Raw genomic sequence first — 22,554 nt, forward strand, 5'->3', positions numbered from 1 at the left:
CCTTCAACTATTGTGCAGTGTGAGCGGAGACTCAGATACCGTACTGGGCGCGGTAAGCCTTCATGGCGGCCAGTTGCGCTGCCAGCTCCGGCTGTTCGGCCTGCTTCTCTTCCAGATACTGGATCAGATCGCTCATCTGGATGATGGCGATGATGTGAGCGCCGTAGTCACGCTCCACTTCCTGAATGGCGGAGAGCTCGCCCTTGCCCTTCTCCTGACGGTCCAGCGCAATCAGCACGCCCGCCAGCGAGGCGCCGTTGGCCTGGATCAGATCCATGGATTCGCGGATGGCGGTGCCGGCAGTGATGACATCGTCCACCAGCATGATGCGCCCCTTGAGCGGGCTGCCCACCAGATTGCCGCCCTCGCCGTGATCCTTTGCCTCCTTGCGGTTGAAGCACCAGGGCACGTCCACGTCGTGCTGCTCCACCAGCTGCACGGCGGTGGCGGAGGCGATGGGGATCCCCTTGTAGGCCGGGCCAAACAGCACATCAAACTCGATACCGGCATCCATCAGGGCGGCGGCATAGAAGCGGCCGAGACGGGCCAGATCGCGGCCGCTGTTGAACAGACCGGCGTTGAAGAAGTAGGGGCTTTTACGACCGGATTTCAGGGTAAATTCACCGAATTTGAGGACCTGCTTCTCCAGGGCGAACTCGATAAATTGACGCTGGTAGGCTTTCATTCTGGCTCCTTGCTTGGCTTGTCGTTGTCTTGTGTGGGGGTATAAAAAAACGCGGTCAATGCCGCGTTTTTAAAATCATGCAAGTGACTGCTTCTGCAGCGCAATGATATCGGCGATGCCGCCCTTGGCGAGCGCCAGCATCTCCAGCAGCTCTTCGTGGGTGAAGGGCTCGGCCTCCGCGGTGCCCTGCACCTCGATGATGCGACCATCTTCGGTCATCACCACGTTCATGTCGGTCTCGGCGGCGGAGTCTTCGATGTACTCCAGATCGCAGATGGCTTCGCCCTGATACATGCCGACGGAGACGGCGGCGATCATCTGCTTGAGCGGGCTCTGCTTGATCATGCCCTTCTCGACCATCCAGTTCAGCGCATCCACCAGCGCCACGCAGGCACCGGTAATGGAAGCGGTACGGGTGCCGCCATCGGCTTGCAGCACGTCACAGTCAACGGTGATGGAGTGCTCGCCCAGCGCAGTCAGGTCTACCGCCGCGCGCAGGGAGCGGGCGATCAGACGGGAGATCTCCAGAGTGCGACCACTCTGCTTGCCGGAGGCCGCTTCGCGGTTCATCCGGGAGTGGGTGGAGCGCGGCAGCATGCCGTATTCGGCAGTCACCCAGCCCTGATTCTTCCCTTTCAGGAAGCGCGGCACGCTGGTGTCGACGCTGGCGGTGCAGAGCACGCGAGTGTTACCGAACTCCACCAGCACTGAGCCTTCTGCATGTTTGGTGAAATTGCGGGTAATGGTAACCGGGCGAAGTTGCGCGGCACTGCGATCGCTTGGACGTGACATGGAACGGACCTCTGGGCTGGCTCAAATTGGCGGGGGATTATAAGTGATCCTGCCCCAAATATCAGCCGCTAAAACCACTGCATCGGCTGACGAACAGGGCCGGGCTGAGTATACTGGCCGCACACTTCATCAAGCCCGGAACAATCAATGATTCACAGCATGACCGCCTACGCCCGCAAGGAATTCAAGGGCGACTGGGGCACAGCCGTTTGGGAAATTCGTTCGGTAAACCAGCGCTATCTGGAAACCTACATTCGCCTGCCGGAGCAACTGCGCAGCCTGGAACCGGTTCTGCGTGAGCGTTTCCGCGCCAAGCTGCAGCGCGGCAAGGTGGAGTGCAACCTGCGTTTCGAAGCCGCTCAGGCCGCAGCCAGCCAGCTGCACATCAATGAAGAGCTGGCCAAGCTGATCATCGACAGCGCCAGCTGGGTCATGAAAGAAGCAGGCCAGGGCCAACTCAATCCGGTCGACGTACTGCGCTGGCCGGGTGTCATGGCCGCCGCCGAGCAGGACATGGACGCGGTCGCCACCGAGCTGCTCGGCGGTTTTGACCAGACCATGGAAGATTTCCTCGCCTCCCGCGCCAGCGAAGGGGCCAACCTCAAGGCGCTGATCGAACAGCGTCTGGCCGGTATTCAGGTGGAAGTGAAGAAGGTGCGCGTCCACCTGCCGCAGATCATCGAGTGGCAGCGCCAGAAGCTCACCGACCGGCTGGCCGAAGCCAAGGTGGAGCTGGATCCGGCCCGCATCGAGCAGGAGATCGTGCTGCTGGCCCAGAAGATTGACGTGGCCGAAGAGCTGGATCGTCTGGAGATGCACATCAGCGAGACCAACAAGATCATGAAGAAGGGTGGCGCCTGCGGTCGTCGTCTCGACTTTATGATGCAGGAGTTCAACCGCGAGTCGAACACCCTCGGCTCCAAGTCCATCAACGCCGAAGTGACCCAGTCCGCCGTCGAGCTGAAAGTCCTCATCGAGCAGATGCGCGAGCAGATCCAGAACATCGAGTGATGGGTCGCTGACTATCCGGTTGTTACCTGCAAAAGAGCCCTTGACTCCTCAAGGGCTCTTTTATTTTCAGGCCATCGCACCTGTCGCCCGCCGCCGGTGAGTCAACGGCTGGGGAGCACCCTAGCCTATCGGCATCACCAGCGCAGGTTGTTGAGGGTCGCTCAGCCGCTCGGCCAAATAGTCCACCAGCAATCGCACCTTGGGGGAGAGGTGGCGGTTGTGGGGATAGAGGGCCCAGATCCCCTCCGCCGGCGCTCGCAGTTCCGGCAGCAGCTCGATCAGCTCCCCTCGGGCCAGATGGTCGCTCACGTAGTAGTCCGGCAGCTGGATGATGCCGATCCCCTTGAGCGCCGCATCCAGCAGGGCGTGGCCGCTGTTGCACTGCAACAATCCGTGCACCCGCACGCTGTGGGGGCGGCCATCCAGGGTGAAGTGCCACTCGTCGCTATTGCCCACCAGACAGGTGTGGCGGGTCAGCTCGGAGAGGCTGTTGGGCATGCCGTGGCGGGCGGTGTAAGCCGGTGAGGCGCAGACATAGGGCACCCGCTGTGCCAGCTTGCGCGCCACCAGCGTCGAATCCTTGAGATGGCCGAGCCGCAGCGCCAGGTCGTAGCCCTCGTGCACCAGATCCAGCAGCTGGTTGGTGAGGTTGAGGGTCACCTCCAGCTGGGGGAAGCGCACCATAAAGTCGTTCACCAGCGGGGCGATGCGGCTCTCGCCGTAGGAGACGGGGGCCGTGATGCGCAGCGACCCTTGCGGCACCGCCTGATGACGCCCCACCGCCAGCTCCGCCTCGTAGAGGTTGTCGAGCAGCTGACGGCAGTGGCGATAGTAGATCTCGCCAAGCTCGGTGAGCCGCACCTGACGGGTGGTGCGCAGCAGCAGCTTGGCCTGCAGCCTGTCCTCCAGCTGTGCCACCTGACGGCTCACTTGCGCCACCGACACTCCCAGCTTGCGCGCCGCCGGGGTAAAGCCCCCCAGCTCCGCCACGCTGACAAATTCACAGATCCCTTCCCAGCCGAACATTATTACCTGTGTGTAAAAGTGATTTGAGATTTGCCCTCATTATCACCAAATCGGCGGGAAACTACACTGAATGTCCGAACTCATCTCTGTTCACCCTGCTCAACAAGAAGGATGTCATTCATGGCACAGGTTCAAAGCATCAAGTGTAAAGCCGCCATCGCCTGGGGCCCGGGTCAGCCCCTCTCCATCGAAGAGGTCGAGGTCATGCCGCCGCAAGCGGGCGAGGTGCGGGTGCGCATCGTCGCCACCGGCGTCTGCCACACCGATGCCTTCACCCTCTCCGGTGAGGATCCGGAAGGGGTCTTCCCCTGCATTCTCGGTCACGAGGGGGGCGGTATCGTCGAATCGGTCGGCGAAGGGGTCACCAGCGTCAAGGTGGGGGATCACGTGATCCCGCTCTACACCCCCGAATGCGGCGAGTGCAAATTCTGCAGATCCGGCAAGACCAACCTCTGCCAGAAGATCCGCGCCACTCAGGGTAAGGGGCTGATGCCGGACGGCACCACCCGCTTCTCGAAAGATGGCCAGCCCATCTATCACTACATGGGCACCTCCACCTTCAGCGAATACACGGTACTGCCTGAGATCTCCATCGCCAAGGTAGACCCGGCCGCCCCGCTGGAAGAGGTCTGCCTGCTCGGTTGTGGCGTCACCACCGGCATCGGCGCCGTGATGAACACCGCCAAGGTGAAAGAGGGTGAGAGCGTCGCCATCTTCGGGCTGGGGGGCATCGGCCTCTCGGCGGTGATCGGTGCCCGTCTGGCCAAGGCCGGTCGCATCATCGCCATCGACATCAACGAGAGCAAGTTCGAGCTGGCCCGCAAGCTGGGCGCCACCGACTGCATCAACCCGAACGACTACGACAAACCGATTCAGGAGGTGATCGTCGAACTGACCGACGGCGGCGTCGACTTCTCCTTCGAGTGCATCGGCAACGTCAAGGTAATGCGTGCGGCGCTGGAGTGCTGCCACAAGGGGTGGGGTGAATCGGTCATTATCGGCGTCGCCGGAGCTGGTCAGGAGATCAGCACCCGTCCGTTCCAGCTGGTGACCGGTCGGGTCTGGCGCGGCAGCGCCTTCGGCGGGGTACGCGGTCGCAGCGAACTGCCGAGCTATGTGCAGCGCTACATGCAGGGTGAGTTCCGTCTCGATGACTTCATCACTCACACCATGGGGCTTGAGCAGATCAACGAGGCGTTCGATCTGATGCACCAAGGCAAGAGCATCCGCACCGTTATCCACTACTGAGCATGATCACCCCGCCCGCCATCGTGGGCGGGGTGCAGGAGTCCTTCGATGAATCTGGAGATTATCAGCAGCAACAAGAGCTTCGGTGGCTGGCACAAGCGCTATCGCCACCACGCCAGCGTGCTCGGCTGCGAGATGAATTTTGCCATCTATCTGCCGCCTCAGGCCCTCACCGGCCAGAAAGTCCCAGTACTCTACTGGCTCAGCGGCCTCACCTGCACCGATGAGAACTTCATGCAGAAGGCGGGTGCCCAGCGCATCGCCACCGAGCTCGGCATCGCCCTGGTGGCGCCGGACACCAGCCCCCGCGGTGACGGCGTGGCCGACGATCCCGGTTATGACCTCGGCATGGGGGCAGGCTTTTACGTCAACGCCAGCCAGAGCCCCTGGCAGGCGCACTACCAGATGTATGACTACGTCACCCGCGAGCTGCCTGACTTGATAGAGACTCACTTCCCGGTCTCGACCCGCCGCGCCATCAGCGGCCACTCCATGGGCGGTCACGGTGCGCTGATCGCCGCGTTGCGAGAGCCCGGTCGCTACCGCTCGGTCTCGGCGTTCAGCCCGATCTGCCATCCAAGCCGCTGCCCCTGGGGCCAGAAGGCGCTCGGCGCCTACCTCGGCAGCAATCCCTTGTTGTGGCAGGAGTGGGATGCCTGCCAGCTGCTGCGCCACCAGCCGGTCACGCCGCTGCCCACCCTGGTGGATGTGGGACTGGATGATCCCTTTCTCGCCGAGCAGTTGCATATCGATGCGCTGGCCGAGGTGGCAGCCAGCAAGGGATGGCCGCTGGAGCTCAACCGCCACGAGGGCTATGACCACAGCTACTACTTCGTGGCGAGCTTTATCGAGGCGCACCTGCGCTTTCACGCCCGCCACCTCTGATCAAAACAGGCCCGTAACGGGCCTGTTTCAGTTGGTGTTGTGGTGATCGGACAAGATCCGCCTTGCTGCTCGTGGTAACGGCATGCCAGAGCAGAGCATCAGTGGTAGCAGCCTCCGCATGATACCGGCTTGCCCTGGCCAAGGTCGGCCGATTACCCTTGAGGATTGCGATGGAGGAGGTATTCCGTGAACTACGACGTTTCGTTGTTGGAGATAAAGCTGTTTCTGATGACCACCCGGTTTGGCAGTTTTTCAGATGTGGCGCGTCGGCAGGATATGACCCCCTCGTCCGTCTCGCGCAAGATGGCGCAGTTGGAGGAGAAGGTGGGCTCCAAACTGCTGCACCGCCATACCCGCTCCATCTCCCTCACCGAGGAGGGGGTCGCTTTTGCCAAACAGTGCGCCGAGATCCTCCAGCAGTATGAGCGGGTGGTTGGCCAGATCGAGCAACGGGCGGATACCCCGAGAGGCACCATCCGGATCAGCGCGCCGGTCGCCTTTGGCCGGCTGCACATCGCCCCCTATCTGACCGAGCTGCTGGAGCGCTACCCCCTGCTCAAGGTCGAGTTGCAGCAGACGGATCACTATGTCGATCCGGCGGCCGAGTCGATCGACCTGCTGATCCGCATCGGGATCTCGCAAGACTCCTCCCTGCGAATGAAGCAGTTTGGCCAGCAGCACTACGTGATGGCGGCCAGCACCGACTACCTCAATCGCCATGGCGAACCAGCCAGTCCGGATGAGCTGGTGCAGCACAACTGTCTGGTCTTCAAGGGGAGCAACGGCCTGCAGCGCTGGTTCATCGGCCAGGAGCAGCTGCAACCCTATGAGGTGAGCGGCACCCTCTACAGCAACAATGCCGATACCCTGGTTGCCGGCGCGGTGGCGGGTGCCGGGATTGTAGTGTTCCCCACCTGGCTCATCGGCGAGGAGCTGAAAACCGGACGGCTCAAGCCGATCATGACCCGGTTCACCGTCTCCACCAGCGTGGAGCAGCAGGTGATCAGCGCACTCTATCTGGAGACCGACCAGCTCGCCGCCAAGGTGAGGGTGGTGATCGATTTTCTGGCGGGAAAATATGGCTCTCCCTGCTACTGGGATGCCAGACAGGTTTAGCCAGACAGCCTGCCGGTCAGCTTGTGCAGCGCCGGCAGCAAGACAAAGACGGCGCAGGCCACGATCACGCTGTCGATGAGCAACACTGCGACTGGTGCGGCGGGGTCGAGCTGCCATCTCGCCAGCAGCGGCGCCATCCAGCGCGGGATCAGCAGCGTCAGCGGAAAGATGATGGCCAGCACGTGCAGGTATTCGCCAAGCTGTTTTTTCATAAAGCCTCTGATGTTGTGGCAGCCAAGCCAGTGGCAAGAGTGGTATCCCCTTCACCACTGGCGAGCCAGCTACAGCGTGGTGATGTTCCGGGTGCAGATAAAGTGGGCATCCGTGGCAAAGGTTTCGAATTGACGGATCACCTGCTGCATCTGCGAACTCTGGATCTCCTGCAGAAATTGCGTCTCCGACTCAATGCGGATCACTTCGAAGTAGTCCCACGGCGACGCACTCTGCTGCCCCAGCATCTTCAGCCCCTTGAACACCTCGAACGAGGTGACGCTGTTGAGCCGGTTCACGGTGGGCAGATCGACTTCCCGTGCCCACGCCAGATAATCCGCCTCGCTCGTCCCCGGTTTGAGATTGAAAAAGACCATCAGGGTTGTTGCCTGTTCACTCATTTACTTGTTCCTGTTGTCGGTTCGCCAGATAGATGCAGAGCAGCGCTGCGGCGACGGCCATCATGGCGGCAAGGCGCCAATAGTTTAGGGGGATGGGGGCATTGCCCAACCAACCCATGGTATCGATCACCAGACTCATCACCATCTGGCCCAGAATGGTGGCCACTGTGGCGATGGCGACCCCTACTCGTGGAATGGCCGCGACCATCACCACCATGTAGACAATGCCGAACAGGGCTCCGGCCAGCTGCCACTTCGGCACGCTGAGCAGGGTCGCCTGATAGGGCGGCTCAAAGAAGAAGATCAGCAGAGCGGTCACCACAGTACCCATGGTGAAGGTGAGCAACGAACTCTGCACCACACCGACCCGCGCTCCCAACTGACCATTGATCGCCGCCTGGGCGCTGAGCGCCATGCCGGAGACGATGGCCAACACGATAATCAGCACCATCAGTTTGCTCCCAGATAGGTAAACAACAGCGCCAGCGCGATGCAGCCGAGCGCCACCAGCCGCACAGGACGGGTTGCCCGTTTCGGCATGCCAAACCAGCCGAAGTAGTCGATGGCAAAGCTCTTGGTCACCTGCCCCAGCAGGACACAGATCATCGTCATCGCCACCCCCAGCATGGGAGTCGAGAGAGTGAGCGCCACCACATAGACGGGGCCGAGCAAGCCACCGATCAGCTGCCATTTCGGCACCCCATGCCATCCTGTGGATGGCCCCCGCACCGTGAAGAAACGGATCAGCCAGAGCAGTGCAGCCCCCACGCCGAAGATGCTCAGGGTGGCCCACAGATGGCCCACCTGTTCACCAAGCGGGCCCAGCAGGCCCGCTTCGAAGGAGAGGCCCATGCCGGCCATCACGATTAGCAAAACCGAGAGCGCGTTCATCGTGGATCAAACAGGGCGACGGGTGATTGACGGCTATAGGCCTTGCCCTGCGGATAGGAGACCAGCTCCAGCTGCATGCCCCATGGCGCAAGAAAATAGACCCAGGACTCCCCTGCGGTCGGCCCTTCCGTCATACATGTCGGCTCGCCCAGCACGGCGATCCCCTCCTCCTTCAGGTAAGCCACTGCCGCCGCCATGTCATCCACATAGAAGGCGAGATGGTGGCCACCAATATCGGCGTTGTTGGGAGCCTTGAGGTTGCGCTCGATATTGCTGGCGTACTCGAAGATCTCCAGATTGATCCCTTTGGCATTCATCACCGCAATGCGGGTGATCTCGGCGCGGGCATTCACGTTGAGGTGCTCTGCCATCCAGTTGTCGCTCGCCACAAAGGGCCCGAACTCATAGGCCAGCTCGAAATCAAAGTGGTCGCGAAAAAAGGCGATCGCCTCTGCCAGATTGGGCACGGTAAAGCCGATATGATCGGGCTTTTTCAGTCCTGGAATGGCCATCAGATATCCCCCCGCTCGTGACGCAATTTGTTGAGCGCCCCCATGGTGGTCGCTCCCTTGTTGAAGCCGGTATAGACGGATGCAAAGACGATCAGCTCTTCAAGCTCCTGCCAGGTCGCCCCCTGCTTGAGTGCCATATCGACATGAGCTGCGAAGGGGTTACCTTCACCGCTGACGTTGAGGGCCATCTGGTCGATGGCGATGGTGATGAGCGCCTTGCTCTTCTGGTCGAGCAGCGGCATGCCCCAGGCTTCGCCGGCCACGCGGACCGTCATGTCGCCCCAGGTCGGGTGAATGGATTTGAGCCCGCTGACCAGAGCCTGATCATCGAGCACGGCATTTGCAAAAGGTAATGATGTAGTCATCAGTGACGCCTCAGTAGTTGATAAGTTCGCCGTAGCGGATGAGGCGCATTATTAGGGAGCGGGATGTATTGAAAAACCGGCGGGCCGGAACATCACTTATGCAGGATTTGCACAAATGGCACAGGGAGTAGCGCCGTGTTGGAAAAAGCAAAACAGGCCCGTTGCGGGCCTGTTTCAGTTGTGGTGATCGGTTGATATCAGCTGCCCGCGCGGGTCACCCCGCCGGAGCCCATGATCTGCTGCTCCACCTTGGGATCGCCCCAGTAGGCGATGTTGCCTGAGCCGGCGATGCCGACTTTCAGCGTCTCCTGCGCCCGCACCGCCACATCACCGCTGCCGGCGATATTGACCTCTACCTCCTTGCCGCGCATCTCGCTCCCGAGCACGTCGCCAGCACCGGCAATGTTCAGCTCGATGGCCTGTGCCGAACCGCTGCCCAGCTCCAGACTGCCGGTGCCTGCGATATTCCCTTCCAGCCGTTTCAGCTCCAGCTGACTGGCGACGATGTCACCGGTACCGGCCACCGACAGCACCAGCGAATCCCCCTTGAAGCCGCTCAGATCGCCGTTGCCGGTCCCGGCCAATGCCAGTTCGTTCAACACCGGCAAGGTGATGGTCAGCTCCAGCGGCTCGGTAGGATCGAGCCGGTAACCCTCCTTCACCTCGATCTCCAGCTTGTCGCCGCTCTCGGTCAGCTCCAGATAGGGCAGCAGGTTCTCCTGCCCCTTGATCAGGATGCCGCGCGGCTCCCCCGCTACCAGATGGAGGGTGGCAGGCACACCCGCCAGCACCCGGGTCACCCCGTCACCGAGCCCCTGCTGGCGCTCGACCACAGCCCCCGTTCCGGTCACTCTGGTCTGATCCAGCCAGTGACAACCACTGAGCCCTGCCATCAACATGACAACCATCATCCATTTCATCGCTACTCTCCTCCTTATGTGTTGGCCATCCAGGGCCAATTGGTTTTCATGCTTTGCAAAGCGTGAGCCAAAAATTAACATGATGATTCAAAAGGAAATAACCATTTAAACCAGAACAGACCGAAGAATTTAGAGAGCCATTTAGACCATATTTTGGTGAAAATAACCATTCTCGAACGGATATGATCGTGGCTGATTGGCGGGTCGTCCTGCCGGTCACTATGCTGACAGCCCGTGGAAGTTTTTGATTGCCCTGCCGGTCTGTTGAGCCAATAGTGGTACTTCGTGCGTACCAAGCTCTCCATTGCGGTAATGTCATTACCACTGTCTTGTCAGTCTTCACTGCCAACAAGGAGCCAGAGCGTGACCCAAGCAAGCCCTCTCTATGCCACCGCCACCGGTCTGCCGGAACCGACTCGCACCCCGCTGCTGACCGGCAGCGATCCCGAGCAGAAACGGCGCGAGCTGCTCGCCTACTTCTGCCAGACCTTCGATCTCTACGACTCGCTGTTCGACTGTCTGGCCGATGAGCGGGCCTGGTTCAACAAGGCGATCCCCCTGCGCCATCCGCTCATCTTCTACTACGGCCACACCGCCGCCTTCTTTATCAACAAGCTGCTGGCGGCACGCCTGATCGATCAGCGGCTGGATGCCCGCATCGAGGCCATGGTCGCCATCGGGGTGGACGAGATGAGCTGGGACGATCTGGACGAGACCCACTACGACTGGCCCAAAGTCAGCGAGCTACGCAGCTATCGGGCCAAAGTCCGTTCGCTGGTGTGCGATTTTATTCGCCAGATGCCGCTCACTCTGCCCATCGACTGGCAGAGCCCGGCCTGGGTCATCCTGATGGGGATAGAGCACGAGCGCATCCACCTCGAGACCTCCAGCGTGCTGATCCGCCAGTTGCCACTCGCCTGGGTGCGGCCGCAGCCTTATTGGCCCGCCTGTACCGAAGCCCGCCACCGAATTGATCAGGTGCCCGCCAACAGCCTGCTGCCAGTGGCCGGCGGCAAGGTGCGCCTTGGCAAGCAGGACACCACCTACGGCTGGGACAACGAATATGGCAAGCGCCAGATCGAGCTGGCCCGGTTTCAGGCCAGCCGCATGCTGGTGAGCAATGCCGAGTACCTCGCCTTCGTCCAGGCGGGGGGCTATGGCCAGCAACAGTGGTGGGATGAGGAAGGGTGGGGCTGGTGCCAGTACGCCAAGGCGCAGATGCCCACCTTCTGGGTGGGTGATGCCACCAAGCCCGAACAATTGCAGCTGCGGCTGATGACCGAGCAGGTCGCCATGCCCTGGGACTGGCCGGTCGAGGTGAATCAGCTGGAAGCGGCTGCCTTCTGTCGCTGGAAGGCGGCCCAGACCGGACTCCCCATCCAGCTGCCGAGCGAGGCGGAGTGGATGCTGCTGCGCGAGCAGCTACCCGGCGATCAGCCGGACTGGACACAGGCACCCGGCAATATCAATCTGGCCCGCTTCGCCTCCTCCTGCCCGGTGGATGCCTGCCCGCAAGGGGAATTCTTCGATCTGGTGGGCAATGTCTGGCAGTGGACCAGCACCGCCATCGATGGCTTCGACGGCTTTAAAATCCACCCGCTCTACGACGACTTCTCCACCCCCACCTTTGATGGCAAGCACACCCTGATCAAGGGCGGCAGCTGGATCAGCACAGGTAACGAAGCGCTCAAATCATCCCGTTACGCCTTCCGGCGCCACTTCTTCCAGCATGCGGGTTTCCGCTATCTGGTCTCCCGTTATCAGGAACCCGTTATCGTGAATCCCTATGAAACCGACACGCTGGTCGCACAGTACCTCGACTTCCAGTACGGCCCGAGCCACTTCGGGGTAGCCAACTACGCCAAGACGCTTGCTGATCTTGCTGGCGAGCTGTGCAGCAACCACCAGCGGGCACTGGATATCGGCTGTGCCACCGGCCGCGCCAGCTTCGAACTGGCTCGCCACTTCCAGCATGTGGACGGGGTGGACTACTCGGCCCGCTTCATCGATGTGGCGCTGGCCCTCGCTAGTCAGGACAGTTTCCGCTACGCCATTCCGCTGGAGGGTGAACTTGTGGAGTATTGCGAGGCGCGCCTGTCGAGCCACGGGCTGGGGGCGAGTCAGGCTGAGCGCATCCACTTCAGTCAGGGGGATGCCTGCAACCTCAAGCCCAAATATGACCACTACGATCTGGTGCTCGCCTCCAACCTCATCGACCGGCTGCGGGAGCCCGCCCGCTTCCTGCGGGACATAGCACCCCGGCTGCGCAGCGGTGGCCTGCTGGTGCTCACCAGCCCCTATACCTGGCTGGCGGAATATACCCCGCCCGCCAACTGGCTCGGCGGCATTCGCGAAAACGGCGAGGCGCTCACCACCTATCAGGCGCTGCAACGGCTGCTGGCGGCGGAGTTCGAGGAGCACTGCCCGCCGCGGGATGTGCCCTTCGTCATCCGCGAAACCGCCCGCAAATACCAGCACACGGTGGCGCAGCTCACCGTCTGGCGCAAACGCTAATCCGCCGATCGGCATGCAGATGAGAAGAGGGAGGCCAACGGGCCTCCCTCTTGTTATGGCAATAAAAACGGCGCGAGTATCAATGCCCCTGCTCGTGATAGCGGCGGGCCAGCACGGCGCAGACCATCAGCTGGATCTGGTGGAAGATCATCAGCGGCAGCACCATCACCCCGACGCTGGCGGCCGGGAACATGACGTTGGCCATCGGCACCCCGTTGGCCAGACTTTTCTTGGAACCGCAGAAGACGATGGTGATCTCGTCCGCCTTGTCGAAACCGAGGCGACGGCTGATCCAGACGTTCCAGCAGAGTACCAGCGCCAGCAAGACGCAGCTCAGCAGCACGATACTGGCCAGATCGTACCAACCTACCTGATGCCAAATCCCCTGCACCACCGCCTCGCTGAAGGCCACATAGACCACCAGCAGAATGGAGCTCTGATCCAGCTTGCCGATGAGCGGCCGGTGACTGTCGACCCAGCGGCCAATGAGCGGGCGCGACAGGTGGCCCACAACAAAAGGCAGCATCAGCTGCATCATGATGGACTGGATGGAGTGCCAGGTGTCGATCCCCTCCCCCTGCACGTGGATCATCATCCCCACCAGCACCGGCGAGAGGAAGATGCCGAGGATGCTGGAGGCCGAGGCGCTGCACACCGCCGCCGACACATTGCCCCCTGCCATCGAGGTAAAGGCGATAGCCGACTGCACGGTGGCTGGCAAAGCGCAGAGATAGAGGAAGCCGAGGTAGATGGCCGGACTCAGCCTGCTGGGCACCAGCGGGGTGAGCAGCAGCCCGAGCAGCGGAAACAGCACGAAGGTACTGAGCATCACCACCAGATGGAGCCGCCAGTGACCGAGGCCTGCCAGCAGGTTCTGGCGCGACAGCTTGGCGCCATGCATGAAGAACAAGAGCGCCACCGCCAGCTTGGTCAGCAGACCGAACCAGACAGCCACCTGCCCCTCGCAGGGAAAGAGGGAGGCCAGGGTGACCACCGCAATCAGCACAACAGTAAAGGGATCCAGACGCACGAAAGGTCTCCATCAGAAGGGCATCCTGCTGCCATGGCAGCAATCAGGATTGGGGAGGACAAGAAACAGAGCGGGAGATGTCTGGCACCTCCCGCTAAAACGAACCTCCAGCTTACCCCGATAACGGAGAGGCGCAACGTTGTGCAGCGGTTAATTGTTCATCAATGCTTAACGCCTTTGCTTTGTCGAATAGCGGAAGTTGATGACCCGCGGCCAGATAACGCCAAACCGGCACGAAATGGATAAAAAAACGGGCGACCCAGGCCGCCCGTCTCGCTTTTTCGTTCTGCCGATCAGCGCTGGCTGGCCAGCTTGCCGTTGCCTGTTTTCTTCTCATTGCCGGCGAGCTTGCGGGCCTGCCGCTTCTCGAAGCGGGAGATCCACCAGTAGGCCAGCGCCGAGAATACCGCGGTCATAAAGACGTTGATGAAGAAGGCGCGCACCAGATCCACCCCGGCCGGGAAGGCGGAGGCGCTCATGCTCACCACGAAGATGGCGATCAGCACCGACACCACGCCCATCCCGAACTTGCGCGACCCCATGCGGAAGTCACGGGGGGTGTCGTCATGTTTCCAGCGGAACACGAAGTAGGCCACCATGATGAAGATCGGCGGCAACATGGCAGTCCCTGCAGTGAGGTTGATGGCGGTGTTCATCATCTGCTGTACCGACTCGGAGCCGAAGCCGTTGACCACCAGCATCGCGAACACGAAGACAAACTGCCACCAGGCGGCGCGCACCGGCACGCCGTGCTCGTTGAGCTGGGTGGTCTTCTCGCCGTAAACCCCCTGCGGGATCTCGGAGAAGTGGATCTTCACCGGCGCCGAGGTCCACATCATCATGGAGCCGAACATGGCGATAAACAGCACCACGCCGACGAAGCGGCCCACCAGCGCCTCGGAGAGCACGAAGTACTGCGCCATGCCGGTGAAGATCTCCACCATGCCGCCGGCATAGGTGAGGCTCTCGCGCGGCACGAACACGTTCACCAACAGGGAACCGACCGCATACATGGCACCGATGACGACACCCGCGCTGATGATCACCTTGATAAAGGACTTCTGGCCCCCCTTCACGTCATTGAGGTAGGCCGCTGCGGTCTCGGCACCGCCCGCCGCCTGGAAGATCCAGCACATGATGCCGAGCGTCGCCCAGTTGACGGTGGGAGTCATCGCCTCCAGCGTGATGGGCTGGGCCGGCACATGATCGCCACTCAGAGCCATCAGGGCGCCCAGCACATAGATGGCGAACAGGGCAAATACACCGTAGGCCACTATTTCGGCAATCTTGCCGAGCCAGCTCGCCCCCTTGGTGGAGATGTGGGTCGCCGCCGCAAACAGCACGATGGAGATGATCGAGGTGACCATGGGCGAGAAGCTGTACTCATAGCCCAGCATGGCGTAGGAGGCGTAGGCGATGACGTTGGGCAGCAATGAGACGAACCAGAACAGGTTCACGAACCAGTAGAGAAACGAGCCCAGATAGGCCATCCGGGTGCCGAGCGGTTTTTTCAGCCAGTCGTACATGCCCGACTCGGAGTTTTTATTGGCCGAGACGAACTCGGCGATGATGAAGACGAACGGAATGAAGTAGACGATGGTCGCCAGCAGGAAGATGGGGGCTGAGCTGAGCCCCAGCTCGATGTTGTTGTTGACGATGTTGCGCACGTTGAACACGGCGGCAAAGGTCATCGACAACAGGGCAAACTTGCCTATGGTGCCGCGTACGGATTCAGACATGGTGTCCTCCAGTGGACTCGCGCTCCCTGCGGGTAACGCTGTGACTCTGTGATGTGTTCGGCAAGGGTCTGTCGGCCCCGCGCTTTACTCTCTTGTTATGATCGGGCCGCGAGGACGGCCTCGTTGCTGAACCGGTGCCGTCTCCCGCACCGGCTCGCAATACCATTCAGACGATCGGAGTGCCCGGCGCCATCGGCACCCGCGGTTGCAACAGCACGCTCTGGCTCTCGTCCGGGGTCTCGGCGCAGAGCAACATGCACTCGGATCGCTCGCCGCGCATCTTGGTGGGCTTGAGGTTGGTCAGTACCACCACCTCGCTGCCCATCAGCTCATCTTCGCTGTAGTAAGGCACCAGACTGGTGACGGTCTGCAGCGGCCGCTCGCCACCCACGTCGATCTGGACGATGTAGAGTTTGTCGGCCCCGGGGTGACGCACCACCTCCAGCACCTTGCCCACCTTCATCTCGACCCGTTTGAATTCGGCAAACTCGATCGTCTCGCTCATGCTCTTTTCCTTTTCTGGTTCAACGGTTTGCGGGTGGCCAACGGCCACCCGGTTTGATTGGGAGTCAATGCAGTGGCTATGGTGTCTGCATGGCAACCTGCGCCGTCGGCTGTGCCTCTTTCGCGCGCGCTTCGGCACTGAGGGAGGCCTCGTATCTGTTGTATTTCCACCAGGCGAAGCCGAGGAAGATCACGATCCCGCCGACGTTGTAGAAGATGATGGTCATGATGTCGGCACCGGTCGGGAAGGTGGAGGCGAGGAAGCCCACCGAGAAGATGGCGATCAGCACCGAGACCACGGCGATGCCGGTGGTGCGCGACCCCATCTTGAACTCCCGTGGCAGGTGGTCGAGCTTCAGGCGCAGATTGAGGTAGGCCAGCATGATGAACAGCGGCGGCAGCATGGAGGCGGCGGCGGTCATGTTGATGACGGTGTTCATCAGATCCTGCGCGGTGTTGGAGCCCAGGGTCGGGATCACCATCAGCGGCAGCACGATGAGGTACTGGATCCAGGCTGCACGGGCGGGCACGCCATTCTCGTTCAGCTCGACCGTCTTCTTGCCGAAGATGCCGGCCGGGATCTCGGAGAAGAAGATCTTCACCGGGGTCGCCGTCCACATCAGCAGGGAGCCGAACATGGCGGTGAAGGAGACCAGCCCGACGAAGCGGTTCATCAGGATCTCCGGCAGGCCGAAGTAGGCTGCCAGCCCTTCAAACACCTGCACCGAGCCGCCGGTATATTTCAGGGTACCGCTCGGCACGAACACGTTGATCAACAGCGAGGCGATGGAGTAGAGCACGCCGATAAAGATCCCGGCGATGATGATCACCTTCACGAATGACTTGGAGCCACCCTTCACGTCATTGACGTAGACCGCCACCGACTCGGCGCCACCGGCTGCCATAAAGATCCAGGTGGTGATACCGAGGAAGGCCCAGCTGAAATCGGGGACCATGGCCTCTACCGTGATGGGGTCAGCCGGCTGCACGCCGCCCATCAGTGCCGCACCCGCCAGCAGGATGTAGGAGAGGGTCAGCAGCAGCATCAGGGACGAGGTCACCGAGGTGATGGGGCCGAGCATCTTGGCGCCGTTGGTGGAGACATAGGTGGCAAAGGCAAACAGCACCATGCTCAATGCCGTGGTCGCCACCGGAGTGAGAATGTACTCGTAGCCGAGAAAGGCATAGGAGGCGTAGGCGATAACCCGCGGCAGCAGCGAGGTGAAGAAGAACAGGTTCACGAACCAGTAGGTGTAGGCGGAGATAAAGGCCCAGCGCCCGCCGAGGGAGCTCTTCACCCAGGCATAAACCCCCGCTTCGGAGTTTTTATTCAGTGACACAAATTCCGCAATGATCAGGCAAAACGGAATGAAGTAGAAAATGGTGGCCAGAAAGAACATCGGGGCCGAGGCCAGACCGATTTCGATGTTGTTGTTGATGACGTTGTTGAAGCTGAATCCCGCCGCGAAGGTGAGCGACAGCAGACCAAACTTGCCTATCGTATTGCGTTTGGAATCAGACATGGTGCATCTCCAGACCTGTAGTTATCTCAGCGAAAGGGCGGGGCATGATTTGTAGGGTGAGCCCCGCCCTTCCGGCTTTGTCAGTGCAGAACCGGCGGCTTGTTATTTGTTCTTGAAGTAGCCGCCTTCGACGGTGACCTTGATGATCACCTTGCGCACCGGGCTATCGCCTGTGAACCGGTACGCCTCGTCGTTCTCGAAGATCACCACCTGACCGTTGCCGACTTTCTGGCGCTCACGCACCTCGCCTGCCAGCCACTCGCGGTCGGTGGTGTCGTCATAAGCCTGCTCGACCGCCAGCTCGCTCTTGGCAGCCCACTCCACCGTCTCTTCCCCTTCCAGGTAGTAGTGGACGTCGAAGTAGCGGCGCTGCCCCTCGAACAGTGAGGTGGCCGAGCTGGCCCCCTCCTGCAAGCGATAGGTGAGGGAGTCACCGATGGAGTGGCAGATGCCGGGTTTGAGGTTTGGCAGGTTGTTGATGGCCTCCACGCAGCGGCCCCACTTCTTGCCTTCCCGGTAGATGTTTTTGAACAGGGTCAGGTTGTCCAGGGTGATCATGCGAGGTTCCTCCCGCCGTTGATGGTGAGATCGAGCCCGGCCAGCGCAGCCGGATTGAGGTTGCCACGGGCAATGGGCAGCAGGGTCAGGCCGAAGCTGAATGGCTCGAAGCGCACCCGCCAGGAGTCCAGCACCTCGGAGCCCCAGGAGTTGGAGCCGAGCCCCAGCACCTTGTGATCAAGATTGAGGGTGAGATAACCGCTCGGTTCCAGCTCGTTGATGTGCTGCGCCGCGTGGATATGCTCCCAGCTGTAGGGCCAGACGCTCAGGTTGATGGGGGCATCAGGCCGCACGTAGAGACCGGCGCCGTGGCGGTTGGTCAGGGTCGCCCAGCGCACCTGCTGGCGGTTGCCGTTGTCCTGCGGGAAGGGGTAGTGCTCCCACATCTCGCTGACTGTGCTCTGGAAACTGTCGATCCAGTTGCTCTGACGGCTGTCCTGATAGTTTTCGCCCGGCCCCATGCCGTAGTAGTGCACCCGGTCGAGATCCTGACGAATGCCCAGCTCGAAGCCGATCTTGGGGATGATGTCGTCATAACCGCCGTAGGGCTGACCGGACAGCGCCACGTGCAGTTGGCCGTTCGGGCTCAGGGTATAGACGTAGCGGCAGCGCATGCCGAAGTCGAACACCGGCGGCGCGATCAGACTCTCGACCGTCACCTCGACCGCCTCGCCCAGCTGACGCCAGCTCAGCGTGCGGAAGTGCTCTTGCATGATCTGCAGGTGGTTCGGGTGCCACAGGCTCTCGTACTCCTGCTTGTGGTTGTCGATCATCGGTTTGAAGAAGGTGAGGCGCGGCGAGCGCTCAATCAGCTCGATACCATCCTGCTGCCAGCTCACCAGCTTGCCGTCGAGGCGCGAGAAACGCAGGGCAAAGCCGCTGCCGATCAAGGTCAGACCGAGACGCTCGTCGGCAATCTGCAACGCAGTGGCGTTGGGATTGGCAAAGGGCTGCAGCTGGCGAGTCGACTCTTTCAGCCGGAACTGGTACTGGCCCAGCTCGTGCTCCGCCGCGCTGTAACGGGTGGCGGTGGCCTTGATGACCCGCAGCTGGACGAAGGTTTCCCGCCCATCGAGGGATGGCAGTTCGAGTTGCAACTCGGTGATAGCACCGGGAGCCACCCCTTCCAGCCGGATTTGCTGGCTGGCCAGCAGTTCGCCCTCGGCTTTCACCTCGACCAGCAGGCGGATATCGTCGAGAGTGGAGAACCAGTAGCGGTTTTCCACTTCCAGCTTGCCGTTGGCCAGATCCAGCGCGCGCACCTTGACCGGGCAGATCACCTGTTTGTATTCGCGCAGGCCAGGCCCCGGGGTTTGATCCGGATAGATGAGGCCATCCATGCAGAAGTTGTAGTTGTTGGGGTAGTCGCCATAGTCGCCACCGTACTTGTAAACGGGGCGGCCCTGCTCGTCCTGATCCAGAATGCCGTGATCGCACCACTCCCAGATGTAGTGACCCTGAATGTGGGGATGACGGTCGAACACCTGCTGATATTCGCTGAGGCCACCCGGGCCGTTGCCCATGGCGTGGGCGTATTCGCAGATAATGCGCGGCTTCGCCATCGGGAACTCGCCGAAGCAGTTCATCTGGGAGACCCGGGAGTACATGGTACTCACCACATCCACCACCTCGGCATCGCGATCCTCTTCGTAATGCACCAGCCGGGTCGGGTCGATCCCCTTGCAGCGCTGGTACATGGCTTTGATGTTGCAGCCGTAGCCGGACTCGTTGCCGAGCGACCAGATGATGATGGAGGGGTGGTTCTTCTGGGCGTGAACATGGCGCTCGATGCGATCCACGAACACCGGCTCCCAGAAGGGGTCGTCGGTGATGCGGCTGAGATCGCCGACGTTGGCAAAACCGTGAGTTTCCACGTCGGTCTCCGCCATCACGAACAGACCGTACTGGTCGCACAGCTCGTAGAAGCGCGGGTCGTTCGGGTAGTGGGCGGTGCGCACCGAGTTGAGGTTGTGCTGCTTCATCAGCACGATATCGCGTTCAACACGATCCATGCCGACCGCGCGGCTCTTGAGGTGGTCGTTGTCGTGGCGGTTCACCCCGTGCAGCTTGAGGTAGTGGCCGTTGACGTAGAAGAGGCCATCCTTGACCTTGATTTCACGCACCCCGACCCGCTGCGGGATCACCTCCAGCAGCTCACCCTGACCGTTGTAGAGGGAGAGTTGCAGCTGATAGAGATAAGGATCTTCGGCACTCCACAGATGGGGGTTGGCCAGATCCAGCGTGAAGCGGCAGTCACACTTGCCATCGATGGCGAGATGGTCGAGCGAGCCGCTGGCGATCTCGTTGCCCTGATCCAGCAGCGACCAGACCAGACGGTGATCACGGGCGGGCGCACCAAGATTTTCCAACTGGATATCGCAGCTCAGGGTGGCGCTTTGATTGTCATCAGCCAGCGCGGTGCGGATAAAGAAGTCCTGCACATGGGCGGCCGGTTTGCCCACCAGATAGACGTCGCGGAAGATCCCCGCCATCCACCACATGTCCTGATCTTCGATGTAAGTGGAGTCCGCCCACTGCATCACCCGCACCGACAGCAGGTTCTCGCCAATGTTGGCGTAGGCGCTGATATCGAACTCGGCGGTGAGACGACTGCCCTTGCTGAAGCCAACGTAGTGGCCGTTCACATAGACCTCGAAGTAGGTCTCCACCCCGTCAAACTTGATGATCACCTGCTCGCCGTCCCAGGCCGGGCTCAGCGTGAAGCTGCGCTGATAGGCACCGGTGGGGTTGTTGGTCGGCACGAAGGGCACGTCGATGGGGAAGGGAAAACCTTCGTCGGTGTACTGCAGCTGACCATGTCCTTCCATCTGCCACATGTTGGGCACGGTGATCTGGCCCCACTCGCTCATGGGGTTGTGATAGAAGGCCTCCGGCACCTGCAGGGGGTGGTCGAAGTAGTGGAACTGCCACTGGCCGCCAAGGCTCAGAAAACGGCGGCTCAGCTCGCGCTGCATGGTGGCCGCCAGCGCGTGGTCGGCATAAGAGAAGAAGTAGGCACGCGGGGCCAGCCTGTTTTCACCAACGAATTGGACGTTTTCCCAGTTATTCACATGTCCTCCCGGAACAAGGCAACGTTAACTGGGTAAACTCTAGATAAACATTTACTAAATATCAGCTTTGGATAGGTAAAGTTTTAACCTGATCACAATGAACAGATGGTTTTGTGAGCGAGATCAGAAGCGGGAGATAAAGGAGGGCAAGATATGGATGAGTGGCATGGATGTTGATAAGAGTTGGCTGATTAGCAATAAAATCAACTATAAAACAATATGATATGAAGTTACTGGATGATATGGGAAAGAGGTTTGCTTGGGAGAGGTGTCGCACCACCGCAAGATGGCGCGACTAAAAAGCAGAATGTTTTACTAAAATCAGCGAGTGGTGCCACGCAGGGTCAACTTGCTCGGCACCAGCACCCGAAGTGGAATATCACGCTCGTCACGCAGCCGTTCGACCAACAGATTGACCCCCTGGGAGCCCATCAACTCGGAGTGGATCCGCACTGTAGAGAGCGGCGGGAAGGTGAACTTGGCGGTTGGAATATCGTTGACGCTGATAAGCTCGATCTGCTGGGGAATCGCCAGTCCCTTCTCATGAATGGCACGCAGCACGCCGATGGCGATGGAGTCGGAGGCAACGAACAGCGCCTTGGGCCAATCCCCTGCCAGCATCTCCTTCGCCAACTGGTAGCCGGAGGCGCTGGAGAAGTCCCCACGATAGAGATCGCTCTCCTGCACCACCCCCAACCGCTGGCCATAATCCCGGAAGGCCAGTTCGCGCAGATCCGGATTCTCATCCTGGCCACCGATATAACCGATGCGCCGGTGTCCCTGAGCGATAAAATAATCCACCACTTGCTGGCTGATCAGGGCGAGATCCACATCGACCGAGTCGAACTCTCCCTGTGAACAGCAGTCGACAAACACCAGCTGGCTGGAACAAGCCCTTAGCTGGACGAGACGCTCGGCTGTGAGGGTTCCGACCACCAGAATACCATCCACGGCGCTCAGTTCGCGCCCTTCACCGCAGTTGTAGAGGTGGGTCAGTTCGATATTGAGGCGGGCACTCTGGGTCTCGATACCATAACGGATGGCGAGATAGTAAGGGTCGTTGACCTCGGTACTCTGGGGATATGCATAGACCACCAGAAAGTGCAGCTTGCTCTTGTGTACCCCCTTGCGGGCACTGCTGGTCTTGTACTCCAGCCGTTCGGCAATCTCGAAGATCCGCTGCTTGGTCTCTTCCTTGACGCTCAGGCTGGGATCCTCGTTCAATACCCGGGATACCGTGGCGAGAGAAACCCCCGCTTCCTGTGCAATTTCCTTCAACGTAGCCATCAATACCTCGCTGGCAGCATCACGTGTTAATCGGCAACGGCTAAAGAGTAACGGGCAATCCCTTGATAGCCCAGCACTTTTACTAAAATGCCGGCGGCAGGGCAGATTTTTGGAACACAGAAATGCAAAAAGGCCTCCCGAATGGGAGGCCTCTTCTAAATAGGTGCCTGACAGTGTCCTACTCTCGCATGGCGAATGCCACACTACCATCGGCGCTACCGCGTTTCACTTCTGAGTTCGGCATGGGATCAGGTGGTTCCACGGCG

The 22,554-nt window shown here is 60.6% G+C and carries 22 protein-coding genes and 1 rRNA gene; 5 read left to right on the forward strand and 18 right to left on the reverse strand.

Annotated features, from left to right (window positions below; all coding sequences use genetic code 11):
* Nucleotides 1-31 precede the first annotated feature (31 nt).
* Nucleotides 32-685: an orotate phosphoribosyltransferase gene (gene pyrE, locus AB5Y85_RS19155; RefSeq protein WP_010676102.1), complete on the reverse strand. Its 654-nt coding sequence runs from the start codon at nt 683-685 to the stop codon at nt 32-34.
* A gap of 75 nt (nt 686-760) precedes the next feature.
* Nucleotides 761-1,477, reverse strand: coding sequence for a ribonuclease PH (gene rph, locus AB5Y85_RS19160; RefSeq protein WP_136501953.1), 717 nt, complete (start codon nt 1,475-1,477; stop codon nt 761-763).
* Nucleotides 1,478-1,624: 147 nt separating this feature from the next.
* Here rph and AB5Y85_RS19165 point away from each other — a divergent pair, with 147 nt between their 5' ends.
* On the forward strand, nt 1,625-2,488 hold the full coding sequence (locus AB5Y85_RS19165) for a YicC/YloC family endoribonuclease (protein ID WP_005342032.1): 864 nt from the start codon (nt 1,625-1,627) through the stop codon (nt 2,486-2,488).
* A 120-nt stretch (nt 2,489-2,608) separates the two neighbouring features.
* On the opposite strand, the gene AB5Y85_RS19170 is transcribed toward AB5Y85_RS19165, so the two are convergent.
* The gene (locus AB5Y85_RS19170) at nt 2,609-3,514 is read right to left on the reverse strand and encodes a LysR substrate-binding domain-containing protein (RefSeq protein WP_257686843.1); all 906 of its coding nucleotides are present in this window, start codon (nt 3,512-3,514) and stop codon (nt 2,609-2,611) included.
* Nucleotides 3,515-3,634: 120 nt separating this feature from the next.
* Between AB5Y85_RS19170 and AB5Y85_RS19175 the strand changes: the two genes are divergently transcribed.
* The 3 genes from AB5Y85_RS19175 to AB5Y85_RS19185 all read left to right on the forward strand — a co-directional run bounded on the left by AB5Y85_RS19175 (nt 3,635) and on the right by AB5Y85_RS19185 (nt 6,763).
* A complete protein-coding gene (locus AB5Y85_RS19175) occupies nt 3,635-4,762 on the forward strand; it encodes an S-(hydroxymethyl)glutathione dehydrogenase/class III alcohol dehydrogenase (RefSeq protein WP_257686844.1) in 1,128 nt (375 codons plus the stop codon).
* Nucleotides 4,763-4,810: 48 nt separating this feature from the next.
* Nucleotides 4,811-5,647 carry an S-formylglutathione hydrolase gene (fghA, locus tag AB5Y85_RS19180; RefSeq protein ID WP_257686845.1) on the forward strand — a complete coding sequence of 279 codons (837 nt, stop codon included), beginning with the start codon at nt 4,811-4,813 and terminating at the stop codon, nt 5,645-5,647.
* Nucleotides 5,648-5,833: 186 nt separating this feature from the next.
* A complete protein-coding gene (locus AB5Y85_RS19185; protein WP_047439065.1) occupies nt 5,834-6,763 on the forward strand; it encodes a LysR family transcriptional regulator in 930 nt (309 codons plus the stop codon).
* Here AB5Y85_RS19185 and AB5Y85_RS19190 read toward each other — a convergent pair.
* From AB5Y85_RS19190 to AB5Y85_RS19220, 7 genes are all read right to left on the reverse strand, one after another.
* The gene (locus tag AB5Y85_RS19190) at nt 6,760-6,975 is read right to left on the reverse strand and encodes a hypothetical protein (protein WP_033114723.1); all 216 of its coding nucleotides are present in this window, start codon (nt 6,973-6,975) and stop codon (nt 6,760-6,762) included. The two genes, AB5Y85_RS19185 and AB5Y85_RS19190, sit on opposite strands and share 4 nt — an antisense overlap.
* 69 nt (nt 6,976-7,044) lie before the next feature.
* Nucleotides 7,045-7,374: a hypothetical protein gene (locus tag AB5Y85_RS19195; protein WP_047439066.1), complete on the reverse strand. Its 330-nt coding sequence runs from the start codon at nt 7,372-7,374 to the stop codon at nt 7,045-7,047.
* On the reverse strand, nt 7,367-7,825 hold the full coding sequence (locus tag AB5Y85_RS19200) for a DMT family transporter (protein ID WP_047439067.1): 459 nt from the start codon (nt 7,823-7,825) through the stop codon (nt 7,367-7,369). Before AB5Y85_RS19200 ends, AB5Y85_RS19195 begins: the two co-directional genes overlap by 8 nt.
* Nucleotides 7,825-8,265, reverse strand: a complete 441-nt coding sequence (locus AB5Y85_RS19205) for a DMT family transporter (RefSeq protein ID WP_047439069.1) — start codon at nt 8,263-8,265, stop codon at nt 7,825-7,827. The genes AB5Y85_RS19200 and AB5Y85_RS19205 overlap by 1 nt, the downstream gene beginning before the upstream one ends.
* Nucleotides 8,262-8,777: a VOC family protein gene (locus AB5Y85_RS19210; protein WP_047439072.1), complete on the reverse strand. Its 516-nt coding sequence runs from the start codon at nt 8,775-8,777 to the stop codon at nt 8,262-8,264. The genes AB5Y85_RS19205 and AB5Y85_RS19210 overlap by 4 nt, the downstream gene beginning before the upstream one ends.
* A complete protein-coding gene (locus tag AB5Y85_RS19215; protein ID WP_041209456.1) occupies nt 8,777-9,142 on the reverse strand; it encodes a carboxymuconolactone decarboxylase family protein in 366 nt (121 codons plus the stop codon). The genes AB5Y85_RS19210 and AB5Y85_RS19215 overlap by 1 nt, the downstream gene beginning before the upstream one ends.
* Before the next feature lie 197 nt (nt 9,143-9,339).
* Nucleotides 9,340-10,062 carry a head GIN domain-containing protein gene (locus AB5Y85_RS19220; protein WP_257686846.1) on the reverse strand — a complete coding sequence of 241 codons (723 nt, stop codon included), beginning with the start codon at nt 10,060-10,062 and terminating at the stop codon, nt 9,340-9,342.
* Between the two features lie 363 nt (nt 10,063-10,425).
* Between AB5Y85_RS19220 and ovoA the strand changes: the two genes are divergently transcribed.
* Nucleotides 10,426-12,576, forward strand: coding sequence for a 5-histidylcysteine sulfoxide synthase (gene ovoA, locus AB5Y85_RS19225; protein WP_257686847.1), 2,151 nt, complete (start codon nt 10,426-10,428; stop codon nt 12,574-12,576).
* 79 nt (nt 12,577-12,655) lie between these two features.
* Here the strand turns inward: ovoA and AB5Y85_RS19230 are convergent, their stop codons facing one another.
* The 8 genes from AB5Y85_RS19230 to rrf all read right to left on the reverse strand — a co-directional run.
* Complete coding sequence (locus AB5Y85_RS19230) at nt 12,656-13,606, reverse strand: bile acid:sodium symporter family protein (protein WP_257686848.1); 951 nt, start codon at nt 13,604-13,606, stop codon at nt 12,656-12,658.
* Between the two features lie 293 nt (nt 13,607-13,899).
* Nucleotides 13,900-15,345, reverse strand: coding sequence for an amino acid permease (locus AB5Y85_RS19235; protein WP_257686849.1), 1,446 nt, complete (start codon nt 15,343-15,345; stop codon nt 13,900-13,902).
* A gap of 166 nt (nt 15,346-15,511) precedes the next feature.
* Nucleotides 15,512-15,850, reverse strand: a complete 339-nt coding sequence (locus AB5Y85_RS19240) for a tRNA-binding protein (protein WP_041217234.1) — start codon at nt 15,848-15,850, stop codon at nt 15,512-15,514.
* A gap of 76 nt (nt 15,851-15,926) precedes the next feature.
* Nucleotides 15,927-17,372: an amino acid permease gene (locus AB5Y85_RS19245; RefSeq protein ID WP_368221982.1), complete on the reverse strand. Its 1,446-nt coding sequence runs from the start codon at nt 17,370-17,372 to the stop codon at nt 15,927-15,929.
* Nucleotides 17,373-17,474: 102 nt separating this feature from the next.
* Nucleotides 17,475-17,930, reverse strand: a complete 456-nt coding sequence (locus AB5Y85_RS19250) for a beta-galactosidase subunit beta (protein WP_257686851.1) — start codon at nt 17,928-17,930, stop codon at nt 17,475-17,477.
* The gene (gene ebgA, locus AB5Y85_RS19255) at nt 17,927-21,001 is read right to left on the reverse strand and encodes a beta-galactosidase subunit alpha (RefSeq protein ID WP_257686852.1); all 3,075 of its coding nucleotides are present in this window, start codon (nt 20,999-21,001) and stop codon (nt 17,927-17,929) included. Before ebgA ends, AB5Y85_RS19250 begins: the two co-directional genes overlap by 4 nt.
* Before the next feature lie 321 nt (nt 21,002-21,322).
* Nucleotides 21,323-22,288, reverse strand: coding sequence for a transcriptional regulator EbgR (ebgR, locus tag AB5Y85_RS19260; RefSeq protein ID WP_257686853.1), 966 nt, complete (start codon nt 22,286-22,288; stop codon nt 21,323-21,325).
* Between the two features lie 165 nt (nt 22,289-22,453).
* Nucleotides 22,454-22,554, reverse strand: a 5S ribosomal RNA gene (rrf, locus tag AB5Y85_RS19265); the annotation flags it as partial.

It is taken from the genome of Aeromonas sp. R3-1, from assembly GCF_040908345.1.
GTDB lineage: Bacteria > Pseudomonadota > Gammaproteobacteria > Enterobacterales > Aeromonadaceae > Aeromonas > Aeromonas veronii.